Source organism: Streptomyces sp. PKU-EA00015 (genome assembly GCF_013387495.1).
Taxonomy (GTDB): domain Bacteria; phylum Actinomycetota; class Actinomycetes; order Streptomycetales; family Streptomycetaceae; genus Streptomyces.
Genome location: NZ_JABZEE010000103.1, coordinates 1 through 14,859, shown reverse-complemented (window position 1 = coordinate 14,859; position 14,859 = coordinate 1). Strand labels below are relative to the sequence as shown.

General features: G+C 68.5%; 10 protein-coding genes. 7 read left to right on the top strand and 3 right to left on the bottom strand.

Annotation, left to right across the window (positions count from 1 at the left end; all coding sequences use genetic code 11):
- On the top strand, nucleotides 1-5,695 hold a 5,695-nt coding region (locus HW130_RS34820), incomplete at its 5' end, for an RHS repeat-associated core domain-containing protein (RefSeq protein ID WP_177153771.1).
- Nucleotides 5,692-6,198 carry a S1 RNA-binding domain-containing protein gene (locus HW130_RS34815; protein WP_177153770.1) on the top strand — a complete coding sequence of 169 codons (507 nt, stop codon included), beginning with the start codon at nucleotides 5,692-5,694 and terminating at the stop codon, nucleotides 6,196-6,198. The genes HW130_RS34820 and HW130_RS34815, both read left to right, overlap by 4 nt.
- A 362-nt stretch (nucleotides 6,199-6,560) precedes the next feature.
- On the opposite strand, the gene HW130_RS34810 is transcribed toward HW130_RS34815, so the two are convergent.
- Together HW130_RS34810 and HW130_RS34805 are read right to left on the bottom strand one after the other, a co-directional pair.
- Complete coding sequence (locus tag HW130_RS34810) at nucleotides 6,561-8,876, bottom strand: immune inhibitor A domain-containing protein (RefSeq protein WP_309140666.1); 2,316 nt, start codon at nucleotides 8,874-8,876, stop codon at nucleotides 6,561-6,563.
- A 367-nt stretch (nucleotides 8,877-9,243) separates the two neighbouring features.
- Nucleotides 9,244-9,705 (bottom strand): MarR family winged helix-turn-helix transcriptional regulator, encoded by a 462-nt coding sequence (locus HW130_RS34805; RefSeq protein ID WP_177153769.1) that lies wholly within the window; start codon nucleotides 9,703-9,705, stop codon nucleotides 9,244-9,246.
- Nucleotides 9,706-9,800: 95 nt separating this feature from the next.
- Here HW130_RS34805 and HW130_RS34800 point away from each other — a divergent pair, with 95 nt between their 5' ends.
- The 5 genes from HW130_RS34800 (at nucleotide 9,801) to HW130_RS34780 (ending at nucleotide 13,595) form a co-directional block, all read left to right on the top strand.
- Nucleotides 9,801-10,172: a VOC family protein gene (locus HW130_RS34800; RefSeq protein ID WP_177153768.1), complete on the top strand. Its 372-nt coding sequence runs from the start codon at nucleotides 9,801-9,803 to the stop codon at nucleotides 10,170-10,172.
- Between the two features lie 2 nt (nucleotides 10,173-10,174).
- Entirely contained in the window at nucleotides 10,175-11,128 is a 954-nt protein-coding gene (locus tag HW130_RS34795; protein WP_177153767.1) for a DNA-3-methyladenine glycosylase, read from the top strand.
- A 188-nt stretch (nucleotides 11,129-11,316) separates the two neighbouring features.
- Nucleotides 11,317-11,901: a SigE family RNA polymerase sigma factor gene (locus HW130_RS34790; RefSeq protein WP_177153766.1), complete on the top strand. Its 585-nt coding sequence runs from the start codon at nucleotides 11,317-11,319 to the stop codon at nucleotides 11,899-11,901.
- A complete protein-coding gene (locus HW130_RS34785) occupies nucleotides 11,894-12,742 on the top strand; it encodes a hypothetical protein (RefSeq protein WP_177153763.1) in 849 nt (282 codons plus the stop codon). The genes HW130_RS34790 and HW130_RS34785 overlap by 8 nt, the downstream gene beginning before the upstream one ends.
- A 58-nt stretch (nucleotides 12,743-12,800) precedes the next feature.
- Nucleotides 12,801-13,595 carry a hypothetical protein gene (locus HW130_RS34780; RefSeq protein WP_177153765.1) on the top strand — a complete coding sequence of 265 codons (795 nt, stop codon included), beginning with the start codon at nucleotides 12,801-12,803 and terminating at the stop codon, nucleotides 13,593-13,595.
- Between the two features lie 45 nt (nucleotides 13,596-13,640).
- Here the strand turns inward: HW130_RS34780 and HW130_RS34775 are convergent.
- A partial coding sequence (locus HW130_RS34775; protein ID WP_177153764.1) for a hypothetical protein occupies nucleotides 13,641-14,859 on the bottom strand: 1,219 nt, incomplete at its 5' end.

Here is a 14,859-nt window from a genome sequence, read left to right as displayed (position 1 = left end):
CGCCAACTCCACCACCGCGTGGACCACACCCGGCGGCGACCACTCCTCGGTCGTCTCCGACTACGTGCCGGCGTTCAACACCGACCTCGGACGCCACTGGTGGGACGCCACGTCCCTCACCCAGGGCTGGGTCAAGACGCCCACCAGCAACAAGGGCACCCTGATCAAGCTGAAGGACGAGTCGACGGGCCCGAAGGAACGCTCCATCTTCCTGTCCTCGGCCGCCCCGGACCCGCAGCTGCGGCCGCTGCTGCGCGTGATCTACGTCGACTCGACCACGGAGGACACGTACTACGCGCCCACCACCCCGGCGCGGATGACGCCGAACACCACGTACACGGTGGAGTTCACGGTCACCAACACCACCGCCACGGCGTGGGCCGCGGGTGAGCGCGAGCTCTCCTACACCTGGAAGCTCCCCGACGGCACGGACGTGACGACCGGCGGCAACCAGCTCAAGACCCCGATCCCGGCCCTGCTGCCGGGCAAGTCGGCCACCATCCAGGCCAAGGTCGCCACCCCGATCAACTCGGACTCGGGCAACAAGCGCAACGAGTACGTGCTCGGCTGGGACGTCCGCAAGATCGCCGACGGCACCTGGCTCTCCGCCGGCACCGGCGGCATTCCGCCGCTGAAGCAGAACGTCGCGGTCGAGGACCCGACCTCCAACAGCCTCGGCATGGAGAAGTTCTACAGCTACACCGGCAAGAACACCGGCGCCGGCTCCACGGTGATGAACAACCTGGCCGCGGGCAACAGCGTGTGGCAGTACAACGCGTTCACCAACCCGGGCCGCGGCCTGAACACGTTCTTCCGGCTCGCGTACAACTCGCTGGACACGTCGGACACGGTCTCGGGTCACGGCTGGTCGATGCAGGCATCGGGTCCGATCCGGCTGGGCGCTCCGCTGGACTTCCACCCCAACCCCAGCCCGACGGAGATCCGTCTCCCGGACGGCGACGGCACCACGCACGTCTTCCGCTGGGATGCCACCAACAGCGTGTGGAAGGCCCCCGCGGGAGTCCACTACAAGGTCACGATGAAGTCGGGCCTGGACTGCAAGCCGACCAAGGACCCGGTCCCGGACGCCTGGACGCTGACCCGCCCGGACGGGACGCGGTTCCTGTTCGGCTGCGACGGCTACATGACGTCGGCGGTCGACAAGAACGGCAACACGCAGACGTTCACCTACGAGGAGCGCAAGTCCAACAACAAGCCGACCAAGTTCCTCAAGTACATCACCGACCCGGCCGGCCGCCAGTCGCTGACCGTCGACTACTGGACCAAGGGCCAGTCCGGCTACCAGTACGTCAATGACTCCGGCGTCCTCACCACGGACACCGGATCGCTGAACAACTCGAAGATTTACGACCACCTGCGGTCGGTCACCGACATCTCGGGCCGGAAGATCGAGTTCTACTACACCACCAAGGGTCTGCTCGGGCAGCTCACCGACGGTGTGGGCTCGTCGCAGCCGAAGGTGTTCAAGTTCACCTACGACGCCACGCAGGGCAACAAGAACGTCAAGCTGGTCAAGGCGACCGACCCGCGCGGCAACGCGACCTCCTTCGCGTACTACGCGCCGCAGGTGGGCGACGACCCGAAGTACCACTGGTGGACCAAGACGATCACCGACCGTCTGAACCACAACACCGGATTCACGTACAAGGCGAACGCCGCGAACTCGAAGTTCACCGACACCAAGGTCACCGACGCCGAGGCGCACGCCACGGACTACGTGCTGGACGACTTCGGCCGGCAGGTGCAGATCACCAACGCCAAGTCGGAGGTCTCCAAGCTCAACTGGGACGCAGACAACAACGTCACCTATCTGGAGGAGCCGAACGGCGCCAAGACCGCGTACTGCTACGACCCCAAGACCGGTTTCCCGCTGCGCGAGTGGGACGCGGAGACGACCAGAACCTGGGCGTCCGAGCAGCTGCTGGCGACGTACTTCTGCGATCCGGCGAACGACGCCAGTCTGGCCGGTTCCACGAAGTACACGTACCAGACCCGCGTCGACGGTTTCGCGGCCGACCTGTTCACCAAGACCTCGCCCGAGGGCCGCAAGTGGCAGTTCGGCTACGACTCCTTCGGCAACCTGACGACGGTCACCGACCCCAAGGGTGTTTCGACCGCGACGGCCGGTGACTACACCTCCTCGTACGAGTACGACGTCCACGGTCAGCCGACCAAGGACATCGACGCCAACGGCAACGAGACCCTCAACTCCGGTTACGACCCCAACGGGTACCCGAAGACGATCACCGAGGCCCTGGGCAACGCCACCGAGTACGTCTACGACGAGCGCGGTCAGGTCACCCAGGTCGACCAGGTCCTCGCCTCCGAGAACCGGAAGCTCACCACCACGCAGACGTACGACGTCTTCGGCCGTCCGCTGGTGAGGAAGGCGCCCAAGGACCAGAAGGCCGGCGTCTTCATCACCTCCCCGGCCCCGGTGTACGACGCCAACGACAACGTCACCCGGGCCACCTCGCCCACGGGCGCCGTCTCCCAGGCGGTGTACGACGCGGCCGACCAGGTCACCCAGGCGACCGACCCGGACAACAACACCACCGCGCGCCAGACGGTGTACACGTACGACAAGGTCGGCAATCTCAGGACCACGACCGAGCCCAAGGGCGTCGCCACCACCACGGACGCCACCGACTTCGTCACCACGAACAACTACGACGTCGTCTACCAGCTCAGCAGCGTAGTGAACGCCAAGGGCGACAAGGTCAGTTACGAGTACGACAACGTCGGCAACGTGGTCACGGTCGTCGACCCGAAGAAGAACGCCACGGCCGACACGACCGACTTCACCACGAAGACGGCGTACGACCTCAACCACCGTGTCATCCGCGTCACCGACGCGGCCGGCAAGTACACCACGCGCGTCTATGACAAGGACTCCCTGGTCAAGGAGGTGACCGACAGGGAGCGCAACAAGAGCGAGATCTTCTACGACGAGCGGGGCAAGGCCGTCGAGAAGCGGGTGCCGTACGAGGGCACCACCGTCCGCACCACCAAGACCGAGTACGACGAGGTCGGCAACGTCGTCAAGGTGATCACCCCGCGGGGCGTGGCCACGACGGGCACGGCGGACGACTTTGTGCAACGCACGGAGTTCGACAAGCTCAACCGGCCGGTCAAGCAGTTCCAGCCGTACGACCCGGCCGACAGCCGCCACAACGACCCGAACGTGTACACGCAGACGGTGTACGACGAGATCGGGCGGGTGAAGAAGGTCTCCGCCCCGCCGTCCGACGCCGAGACGGTGCGCAACGACACCGACTACACCTACTTCGACAACGGGCAGGTCCGCACGTCGACCGACCCGTGGGACATCCGCACGTCGTACGAGTACGACGACGACGGCCGTCAGACGAAGCGCACGCTGACGTCGGCCGGCGGCACCGCCACCCGGGTCCAGAACACCGCCTACTGGCCGGACGGGTCTGTGAAGACCCGCACCGACGCCCCGTCGGCGGGGACCGAGCGCAAGTCCATCGCGTACGCCTACGACGTCAACGGCAACACGACGTCGATCGACGACACCTCGTTCGGCGCCAAGGTCGACGCGTACACGATGACCTACACCGGACAGAACCAGGTCCTGAAGGTCACTGAGGCGCTCACCGGGCAGGAGAAGAAGGCAACCTCCTACACGTACGACGTCAACGGTCTGGTCGAGACCGTCACCCACAACGACCAGTTCTCGCAGTATGTGTACGACCTGCGGGACCTGGTCAAGACGGTGAAGGTCGGCAAGTCCGCCGCCGACACCAGCATGCACGTGACGGACTACCTCTACACGGACCGCGGGCAGACGCTGAAGGAGACCAAGGCCAACGGCAACACGGTCGACTTCACGTACTACCTCAACGGTGCCGAGAAGTCGCAGACCGAGAAGAAGGCGAACGGCACCCTCGTCTCCTCGCACACCTACACGTACGACGCCAACGGCAACCGGGCGCAGGACGTCGCGAAGAAGATGAACGCCGACAACCACGCGGCGTACCTCGAGTCCACCTCCGCCTACACCTACGATCCGGTCGACCGGATCCGGGGGGTCACCAAGACCGGCAACGGCGCCGGTACGGAAACGTACGTCCACGACAACAACGCCAATGTGATCCGCTCGACCGTCAGGGGCACCGAGACGGTCTACGGATACGACAGGAACCGGCTGACCCGCGCCACCACGGGCGGTGTCGCGGCGGACTACCACTACGACGCCTTCGGCCGGCTCGACACCGTCACCTCTCTCGGCAAGACGGTCGAGGACAATGACTACGACGGCTTCGACCACGTGGTCAAGCACACCAAGCTGCAGGGCGACGGCACGTCGAAGACCACCACCTACGCCTTCGACCCGCTGGACCGCACGTCGACCAAGACCGCGGACGGCAAGACCACCGAGTACAACTACCTCGGCACGAGCAGTGAGGTGCTGAGCGAGTCGGTGGCCGGAGCGGTCACCAAGTCCTACCAGTACTCGCCGTGGGGCGAGCGGCTGTCGCAGCTGAAGCACAACACCGGTGGCACCGAGGAGCTGGGTGTCTACGGCTACAACGGCCACGCCGACACCGAGACCCTCACCGACGCCGCCGGCGACACCAAGGCGACCTACGGCTACACGGTCTACGGCTCCGACGACAAGTCCGAGTTCACCGGAATCGACAAGCCCGACACCGCCCAGCCCGACAAGGAGGCGTACAACCCCTACCGCTTCAACTCCAAGCGCTGGGACGCAGCGTCCGGCACCTACGACATGGGCTTCCGCGACTACAGCCCAGGGCTGAACCGCTTCACCACCCGGGACATGTACAACGGCGCCTTGGCCGACATGCGGCTCGGTTCCGATCCGTACACCGGGAACCGGTACGCGTTCGGTGGCGGCAACCCGGTCAGCAACGTCGAGCTCGACGGGCACTGCTTCGGCATCGACTGGTGCGAGGATGCGGCGGACGCCATCGGGGACAAGGCCCACGGGCTGTACATGGGCACCGGTGAGGTTTTCTACGGCCTGGTCTCCAACGTGCCCCACACGGCGGAGTACTTCGGCTGGCCGTTCGACAGCGACTGCCGGAACGGCGGCGGCCCGGGAAGCCCCGGCTGCGACTACGGCACCCAGTTCGACAACTGGGCAGCGGGCCACGGTTACGACACGAACAAGTGGACGTACACCGCGCCGAGCCTGGTGAAGGACCTGGTGACCCGGAGGCCGACGTCGGCCAAGCCGGGGCCCGGCTCGATGCCCATGAAGAAGAAGCCGGCACCGAAGCCGCAGCCCGCGCCCGAGAAGCCCAAGCGGCAGAAGGCCGAGGGTGAGGGCCTGTCGCTGTTCAGGGCGCCGCACACCGGTCAGAAGGAGGCCACCAAGAACGGTCTCGTCGCCTCTGCCCACGGCCAGCACGGACGGCACGAGGGAACGGCCTACCTCGGCGACAGCCGGCAGACTGCCGAGCAGTATGCTGGGCAGCCCGGATTCGAGAACGGCTACTGGGAGTACGTGATGAAGCCGGAGTTCGAGGCGGAGTTCCCGCCCGAGAAGTACCGGCAGCGGCACGAGAATTCCCGGGGCGTCGTGGAATACGAGTGGGTGATTGACCAGAAGGACATTCCCCGGTTCAACTCGATGATCGCGGATTCCTACTGGACACCGTACGAAAGGGGATGGTCCGGATGACAGCCGAAAGCGGGCAGCAGAACCGGCCGAGCTCTCTCGAATCCGGAACGGTCGTGCGGGGCGTGGTGGAGTCCGTCTTCCCCACCGGCGCGATGATCGACCTCGGCGGTGTCCATGGACTGCTGAGCACGGCGAACATGTCGTGGCGGCCGTTCTCGAGCAGTGACGAGATCGTCCAGGTCGGGCAGGAACTGATGGTGATGGTCCTCGGCGTCGGCGAGATTTCCGGCGACGTGACGCTGTCGCTCAAGGATCTGCACGACGATCCCCTGCGGGCCTACGCACGGGACTCCTTCATGGAGCCCGTCGTGGGGCATGTGGTCAAGCTCGTCAACCTGGGCGCGTTCGTCAGGGTCCGTGAGGACTTCGACGGACTGCTTCCGGAGTCCGAGTTCGGCGATGTGCAGCCGGAGGTGGGTGACGAGGTGGCAGTCGCCGCCGTGGAGATCAACGTCTTCACTCGCCGGGTGCTGTTCGTCAGGGCGGAGTCACTGAAGGAGTGATACCCCCGGCCTGACGAAGCGGCGGCCCGCGCTCCGGTCCAGGAGCGCGGGCCGTTCGTCGTCAACGCTGGCGCCCTCGGGGCTTCAGCGCCACCGGCGGCAGTGACGGGGCCGGGAGGCAACCGCTGTCGTAGCCGTGACAATCGCCGAGGCGGGCATTTCCAGGGGGACGTTGCCCGGTGTCCCCGGCACCCTCGAGTCGCGCGGTCTGCTGGAGCGCAGCGCCGTCTCCCGACGGCCGGCCTGCTGATTGCCGCGATTGACGAGTGGCTTCGACCAATAGGAGGCCCCGTGACGTCACGGGTCGGCGTCCGGCCGGGCCGCCCTGTCGCGCGACCCGGCCGTCAGTGCTCGGCCGGCCGTCAGTGCGCGGCCGGGTTGACCACGCTGATCGTCAGGTCGTCACCGGTGTCACCGGTGACCGTGACCTTCACCCCGTGGCCCGCGACCTTGACACTGGCCTGCGGGGCCGACGTGTCGTAGTACGCGTTCGGGTCGGTGTCGTCGAAGACCGCGATGCCCGGGACCGAGGGCGCGCAGGCCGCCTTCGTCACGACCGTCTGCTGCTGTCCCTTGCCCGACAGGACCTCCTTGTGGAGGCAGGTCGCGTCGGTGGGCTCCAGGCCGAAGGTCGCGTCGAACGGCTGGCGCCGGTTGCTCGGCGCGGTGCCGTCGTCGTACCTGAACGGCGCCGGGCGGGCGTCGACGGCCATGGCCGCGCCGCCGCCGGGGTGCGAGCTGACGTTGTTGTCGTCGTACGACCGGTCGACGTACCAGACGAGCATGCCGTTCTGGTACTTGAAGAACTCCACCCAGTCGGGTGCCGTGATGCCCTTGCTGAACTGGTACGGGCCCTCGGCCAGGAGCGCGTCGCTGCCGACGTACTCGCGGTTCTCGACCAGGTAGTAGCGCGGGTACGTGGCCGTCTCCGTGCCGGTCGAGATCTTCCACTTTCCGGTCGCCGTCCAGCCGCCGACGCCCTGCTCGACGTCGTCGATGGCCAGCGTCGTACCGCCGGAGGACAGGGTGATGTCGTCCAGGAACGCGCCGGCGAAGTGCACGCCGCCGTCGGTCTGGTAGCGGAAGCGGAACAGCGAGGGCTTGCCCTGGGAGTCGTACGCGTAGCGCAGCGTCGTCCACTTGCCGGCGGAGGAGCCGTCGACGGCCGCGCCCGCGCGGAGCCAGTTCGCCCCGCCGTCGAGGGAGTACTCGGCGAAGAGGTAGTCGAAGTCGGCCTCGATCTCGTACCAGGCGCTCGCCGTGACGGTGACCCGTGAGGCGGCCGGCACGGAGCGGGTGAGGGACTGGTTCAGGCCGTCGGCCGAGCCGGTCCACCAGGCGTGCGTCCCCGAGGTGGGGGTGGTGTACGTGGTGCTGCTCGTCTTGTCGGGCAGCGCGACGCGGACGGCCTGCTCCTTGCCGGTGGCCTGGAGCTGCGCGGGGTTCAGGGTGTACGTGCCGGTGGCGCCGAGCGGCGCGTCGGCGTAGTCGAGCCAGCCGAGGAAGAGTTTCTCCTCGGCGCCCATCAGGCCCGGGTGGGTGCCGATTCCTGCGCCCGCGGCAGCGCCGTGGCTCAGCCAGGAGCCGGAGCTCATCAGGGTCCAGAAGGCGGTGGAGTTCTCGCCGCCGCCCGTGTCGTAGTAGTCCGGCAGGCCGAGGTCGTGGCCGAACTCGTGGCAGAAGACGCCGAGTCCGCCGTTCTCGCCCTCGGTGGTGTAGTCGCCGAGCCAGTACTTCGACTGGCCGATACGGGCGCCGCCGGCCTTGTTCTGCGTACCGGCCACCTCGGGGCCGGTCAGGCCGTAGTCGTCGCCGTTGACGTACCAGCGGTGCGACCAGATGGCGTCCTCGCCCTGCGCGCCGCCGCCCGCGTCCTCGCCCATGCCGGCGTGCACGGCCTGGAAGTGGTCGATGTACCCGTCGGCCTCGTCGAAGTTGCCGTCGTGGTCCCAGTCGTTGCGGTCCCAGACGTCGAACTGGGCGAGGTAGGCGTCGATCTCGGCGGGGGTCTTGCCGGCCGCGATCCGGGCGTTCCACCAGGCGTCGCCGGTGTCCTGGACGAAGGCCCACGAACCGCCGTTGTCCTCGACGGCGTTGTCACCGTAGAAGGAGGCGTTGTACGGGACCTTGACCCAGTCCTCGACGGTGTTGGTCACCGAGTAGCGGCCGCCCGAGAGGTTCTCGTAGTACGTCTTCATCGACTCGCCGGAGCCGTTGAAGAGGTTCTCGTAGTACGCCTTGTTGAAATCCGCCGTCCAGGCGTTGGAGTTGTCCACGCTCCGGTCCGGCTGGGCTATCTGGTTGTGCAGGGGGCCGGGGGTGGAGCCGTACCGTCCGGCGCTCTGGTCGCCGAACTCGGAGAGGATGGTGAAGATCTTCTCCTGGCGTACGGCCGTGGTGGTCTCGGTCTCCACGAACTTGCCGGGCGCGACCTCGACGACGCCCCGGGCATTCGCCTTGGCCTTCCCCTTGGCGATCTTGTCGATCGCCTGCTCGCGCAGCTCGGTGCGCTGCTTCGTGAGCGGTCCGGGGCGATTGTCGGAGCGGTGCGCGGTGGCGGCTTCCGAGGCTTTCGGCGACGTGTCCGCGGCCTCCTGCGCGGCGGCGGGCTGCAGCCCCGCCGCGAGGAGAGCGGTGAGCGCCGACCCTAGGGTCATGCCCACGACAGATCTCTTCACGTTGCGATCCCTTTCGCATGCATGCGTCGCATGGCTCGCGTGGTTCCGTGTGGTGCTCGGGGTCTCCCCAGGCCCTCAGGGCCGAGGGGAAGGATCGCCTGGGGGAACGATCGCCGCAGAGTCTGGCACGAACGGAGTCGTTCCGAGGAGAGGGAGAAACCGTAATTCCGCCGGGACTTGCCGAGTACGGCGCGAGGACGTCCCGTGCGGCGCACGCCGGCGACCATCACGGTCGGGGCCCGCCGAGGGGGCCCGTGGGCTCAGCCTGCGGGCGAGCCGCGAGGGGCCTGGTGTCCGCCCAAGAGGAAGCTGCCGGCCGGCCGGTTGATCCGGTGGCGGCTGCTCGGCAGGGTGGGGAACCAGGCAGTCAGTATTCGAGGGCATCGGTCATGGTGTCGAGGTCGGCCAGAAGGGCCGTCAGCCGCCGCACGGGAATGCTCTTGATCATGCGTTCCTCGATGGCGTAGACGGTGCTGCGGGCCGCCTGCAGGCGCTGCTGTCCAGCCGGGGTGAGGTGGACGGGCAAGGCGCGGCCGTGGTCGGCGGTAGCCGGCCGGGTGATGAGGCCGGCGTCTTTGAGGCCGCGCAGGACGACGTTGGCCGACTGCCTGGTGACGAAGGTGCCGCGGGCCAGGTCAGCGTTGGACAGACCGGGCTGTTCGTCCAGGAGTTCCAGGCACGAGTACTGCGGGACGGTGAGGTCGTGCTCGCGCAGGGCCTTGTCCATGGCGCTGCGCAGGGCGGCTGAGGCGCGTTTGAGGCGGTATCCGACGTGCTCGGTGACGTCCTTGGCTGGGTGGGGCGAGGGCACGGGCGCAAGCTCTTCCATGTCAGCATTTTGACATGCGTGGGAGCCGGTGCCTACAGTCAGCTATGTCAAAGTCCTGACATCGAGTCCGGGCAGATCACCCCCTGGGAGCAACTATGTCCGTCACCGTCGAAGGTCCCGATTTCATCGCTCTGCAGGTCAAGGACATGCCCGCCGCGGCCGCCTTCTTCGAGGAGCGCCTCGGGCTGCGCCGGGCCCCCGCCGCACCGCCCCACGCGGTCGTGTTCGCCACCAGTCCGATCCCGTTCGCCGTCCGCGAGCCGCTCCCGGGCGTCGACCTGGACGGCGCCGCGCGTCCTGGTCTGGGCGTGGCGCTGTGGCTGCGCACCACGGACGTCGGCGCGCTGCGCGAGCAACTTGTGGCAGCGGGCACGGAAGACGTCACCCCGTTGCAGGACAGCCCGTTCGGGCCGATGTTCTCCTTCACCGGCCCCGAGGGCTACCGGCTCACCGTGCACGGAGGCTGACGGTGAAGGCCGTCGTCCTCACCCCCCGCGGCCCGTTCTCCCTCGCGGCGGGCCTGCGCTTCCTGGAAGGGTTCACACCGGCCCGCTACCAGGGGGGCCACGACGGGGTACTCCGGCTGGCGTTCCCCGCGGACGACGGCCGCTTCACCGTCACCGCCGCCGTGCAGCAGGAGCAGACACCGGACAACGCCGGTGCGGTGCACGCCGAGATCACCCTCCACCCGGCCGCCGCCCCGGGGACTCCGGCATCGCCGGCCGACAACGATCCCTGGGAGACGGCCGCCGCCGGTGTTGCCCGCATTCTCTCCCTGGACGTCGACGGCGCCCGCTTCCCGGCCCTGGCATCCGCCGACCCGGTGGTGGCAGCGCTGACGCAGGAGCTTCCCGGGCTGCGGCCGGTGTGCTTCAACTCCCCCTATGAGGCGGCGGCATGGGCGGTCATCGGCCACCGGGTCCGCATGAGCCACGCCGCCGCCGTCAAGACCCTCCTGTCCCAGCGGCACGGACGGCGCGTCGAGGTCGCCGGGCAGGAGCTGTTCGCCTTCCCCGCCCCGCACGTCCTGCGGACGATCACGACCTTTCCCGGCCTGACCGAGGTGAAGATCGAGCGGCTGCAAGCCGTGGCCGATGCTGCGGCCGCCGGTGAACTCGACGCCGCTTCCCTGCGCGGCATGCCGGCCCAGGACGCCCTCGCCGCGCTGCAGAAACTGCCAGGCATCGGCCCGTTCTCCGCCGAGCTCGTCCTCATCCGCGGCGCCGGGCACCCCGACCTCTTCCCCCGTCACGAACCCCGGCTGCACGCGGCCATGACCACCGCCTACGGCCTTGAGGGTCAGCCGGGCGGTGTTCCGGCGCTGGTGCACGTCGCCGAGCGGTGGAAGCCCTACCGCAGCTGGATCGCCCTCCTGCTACGCGCGCACGCCGACGCGAACATCACACCGGCGCGCGGCAGGTAGACGGATACGCAGCGCGACCGGGTCCACCCTGCACCGCGGTGCAGCCGGTACGAGGCGGCCGGCCCTCGACCTGAGTGGCCGGCACGGCTCGAAGAAAATCTTCCCTGGTGAGGCAACCCAATGCGGGGCCCACCTGGTTGACCGGGATGTGAAGGACACAAGTACTGCACAGGCACGATGGCGGGGGCATGGCCGACGCGAGAGGCAACAACGGCGGCGCACCGGACTTCGAGGAGTTCGTGCAAGCGCGCGGGCCGCGCCTGCTGCGCGTGGCGTGGCTGCTGACCGCGGACGCGCACCTGGCCGAGGACCTGCTGCAGACCGCGCTGGCGAAGGTCTGGCCCAAGTGGCGCCGGATCGCCGAGGAACACCCGGAAGCCTACGTCCGCAAGACGATCGTCAACACGCACGCCTCATGGTGGCAGCGCCGCTGGCGCAGCGAAGTACCGCACGGCGAGCTCCCCGACCGGCCCGCGATCGGCGACCCCTTCACCGGCGTCGACCTGGAACAGGCCCTGGCGACCGCCGTACGGCAGCTGCCCGCGCGGCAGCGTGCGGTGCTGGTGCTGCGCTACTTCGAGGATCTGTCCGTCGAGGAGACCGCCGGCATCCTGCGCTGTCGGCCGGGCACCGTGAAAAGCCAGAGCGCCAAAGCCCTCAAGACGCTGCGCACCCTGCTCGGCGACAGTCCCCTCACGCCCTCCGCCGGTCACGCGTCGCAGCCGCCGGCACAAGTCCCCATCAGCCGGAGCGGAGGGCGGCCACGTGCCTGATCCCCACCTGACGGACCCGGACGATGCGGCGGAGCTCAGGGGGCTGCTGGAGCGGTCGGTACCCCGGCCGGCAGCCCCGGCAGACCGTATGGAGCAGGTCCGGCACCGCGTCCGCCGACGCCGGCAGCGCACCGCGTCGGCCGTCGCCGCCGGCGCTCTGGCCGTGACAGGTCTGGCTCTGTGGCCCGGGCAAGGATGGTTCACCCAGCCCCCTCCCACCACTCCGGCCGCGACGACTCCGACCGTTGCGGCCGGCCACCCGGTGCGCTTCGCCGCCGCGGAGGGCCTGGCCATGAGCCTGCCCGAGGGATGGCAGGCGGTTGCCGCCCCGCGCGCGAGCCGCTCCGCCGTGGTCTATGCCGCAACCCAGCGCCTGGACGACTCCGGTGCGACGACACGATGCACCCGCGACACCGCGCGGACCTGGGACGTCTTCTCCTGCGCACCGCTGGCCGCGCTGGAGCCCGGCGCTGTGGTCGTCGCCCTCGAACCCATCGAGGACCCAGGCGCCACCGCTGCTACCGACACGCTCACTCCGGCGGCCGCCCCCGGCGACGGCTGCCGGTCACTGCGCGGACAGCTGGAGTACGCCTCCGCCGCCGTCATCCCAGCCGAGCGAGGACACCCGGCGCTCCAGGTGAGCATCTGCGTGGCCGAGTCACCCGGCACCGGCGAGTCCAGCCCGCCCAGCACCCGCATGCCTCCTTCCGGTACCAGTACTCCCGACCAGAACGACCTCGGCACGACCGGCGTCACGATCAGCCCGGCCGGCCCTGCAACGAGCGGCAACCCAGCTCTGAAGCAGGCTCAGACGCTGCTGCGCACCGTTCGCTTCGGCTGACCGCCCGAGGCCGCCACCGCCCCGTTTTGTCCCTGCCCGAGAAGGGTCCTTCTCAGCCATGCCCGTAGACCGTGCCAACCCGTCCGTCCGTAGGTCCGTACTGCTGTTGGTGATCACTGTGAGTGCTGTGTCGGTACTGGCCGGCTGCGCCTCGCCCGCCTTCACTTCCGGCGCGGCGTCATCCCCTGCCGATGCGACCGTGGCCGCAGACCGCCCCGTGCGGGCGCCGGCCGACGGCACCACGAGCCGCCAGTCCGCACGGGATCTGAAGCTGCCGGGTGTGGGCGGGGGCATGCTCGCCGACATACCCGACACCACCCGGCAGGTGCTGCTCGCCACCGGCGACGGCAAGAACGCCAACACCGCCACTGTCGCCCTCTACGAGCGCTCCGCAGACGGCTGGGAGCAGGCCGCGGGGCCCTGGCCCGCCCACAACGGGCTGCGGGGCTGGACCGACGACCACCACCTGGGCGACCTGCGCTCACCCATCGGTGTCTTCCGGCTCACCGACGCCGGCGGCTTGCTGGCCGACCCCGGCACCCGCCTGCCCTACGACCGCTCAAGCGCCTTCAGCATTTCCGGGACCGGCTTCGAAGGCGAACCCCTGGCCGGCTCGTTCGACTACGTGATCGCCATCAACTACAACCGCAAGTCCGGCACCACCCCTTTGGACTGGACCAGGCCGCTGGGCGCCGAGAGGGGCGGAGGCATCTGGGTCCACGTCGACCACGCCGGCCCCACCCAGGGCTGCGTCAGCATCGCCGAAGAGCACATCAAAGAACTGCTGCTGGCGCTCGACCCGGACCTGGACCCCGTCATCGTCATGGGAGACGCAGCCTCCCTGACCCGCTGAGATGTGTCCGAAGTCGCGGACGGAGTCGTCGCAGACACACGCGCCTCAGGTCGTACCGGCCTGCTGGATGCTGTCGCCGTTGTTGCCGATGGCGACGTGGGTGGCGATGCGCCGGAAGTCGTTCATCACGCCGAACATGCTCTTGTTGGACGGCAGGAGGGCCTGAAGGGCCTGGAGCGCGGGGGCTCCCGCCAACTGGTCCTGGAACAGGTCTTTGTAGGCGTTGTAGACCCGCGCCGTGTAGTTGGGCTCCTTCGCCGCGTTCGTCCGGTGGTCGTTGGTGAGGGCGATTGAGGCCAGGTCCATCAGATAGCAGTCGATCAGGTCGGTGACGTCCTGGGCCTTGGCGCCCTCCTCGCCGACCCGCGCTTCCTCCGCCATGATCTCGGCCATTCCCAGGACGATGTCGCGGTAGATCCGGTGCCTTGTGCTGCTGGGGAAGGCGGCCATGATGTGGTCGGCCTGACCGGCGCCCTCGGTGTTCATGGTGCGCGGTCTGCTGAGGTCGGCCAGCCCCGGCACGGTCAGCGGGACTCCCTGGAACATCTCCTCCTCGTCGGGGATGTTCGTGTTGCGGGAGGCGAGCGGGTGCAGGCCGATCTCGTGGGCCAGCATCCCCATGATGTAACCGATGTCGTACTTCTCGAAGTAATAGCTGGCAAGGTTGATGTCCACGCCGTCATCGTCACGATCCGTCACGTCGGCTGGGGTCTCCGTCGTCCGCAGGTGCAGGGTGATGCGGCAGGGGCGGGTGCCGATGTACTCGCGGATGGTGTCGTGCTTCCGCAGCAGATCGATGATGCGGATCGCCTTGTCGCGGTACCTCTCGTTCGTGTGCGCAAGGTTCGTGAACTCGAAGTTCCCCGACTTGAAGGGAACGAGGGTCGGTTCGGCGGCAGCGGTTGGGGTCGCGTTCGGGTCCTGCGGCATACGGGCCGGGACTTCGGTGACTGCCGCGCCGCTGTCGGACGGTCGGGGCAGGGAGACCGGATCCACCCAGACAGATTCGCGGAGGACCGGGTCGGTGCCGGTGCGTACCGCGTCCCAGGTCTGCTCGGCGTCCTCCTCCGCGCTTTGCTGTGGCTGTGGGGTTACGTCCCCGATCAGCGCAGCCAGCAGCGCCAGGTGCCGGCCACGGAGACCTGCGACGGCGAGTGAGGAGTCCTCGGGGTCCGCGTTGAGGTCACCGAGGAGGCTGCCCGGCACGTGGGGTCGGTGCGGGGAGTCGGCGTCGCGATACTCGTCGCGCAGGCCGAGCTGGTGG

Coding starts and splice junctions, on each gene's coding strand:
- HW130_RS34815 (WP_177153770.1), top strand. CDS start 5,692: ATGACAGCCGAAAGCGGGCAGCAGAACCGGCCGAGCTCTCTCGAATCC.
- HW130_RS34805 (WP_177153769.1), bottom strand. CDS start 9,705: ATGGAAGAGCTTGCGCCCGTGCCCTCGCCCCACCCAGCCAAGGACGTC.
- HW130_RS34800 (WP_177153768.1), top strand. CDS start 9,801: ATGTCCGTCACCGTCGAAGGTCCCGATTTCATCGCTCTGCAGGTCAAG.
- HW130_RS34790 (WP_177153766.1), top strand. CDS start 11,317: ATGGCCGACGCGAGAGGCAACAACGGCGGCGCACCGGACTTCGAGGAG.
- HW130_RS34780 (WP_177153765.1), top strand. CDS start 12,801: ATGCCCGTAGACCGTGCCAACCCGTCCGTCCGTAGGTCCGTACTGCTG.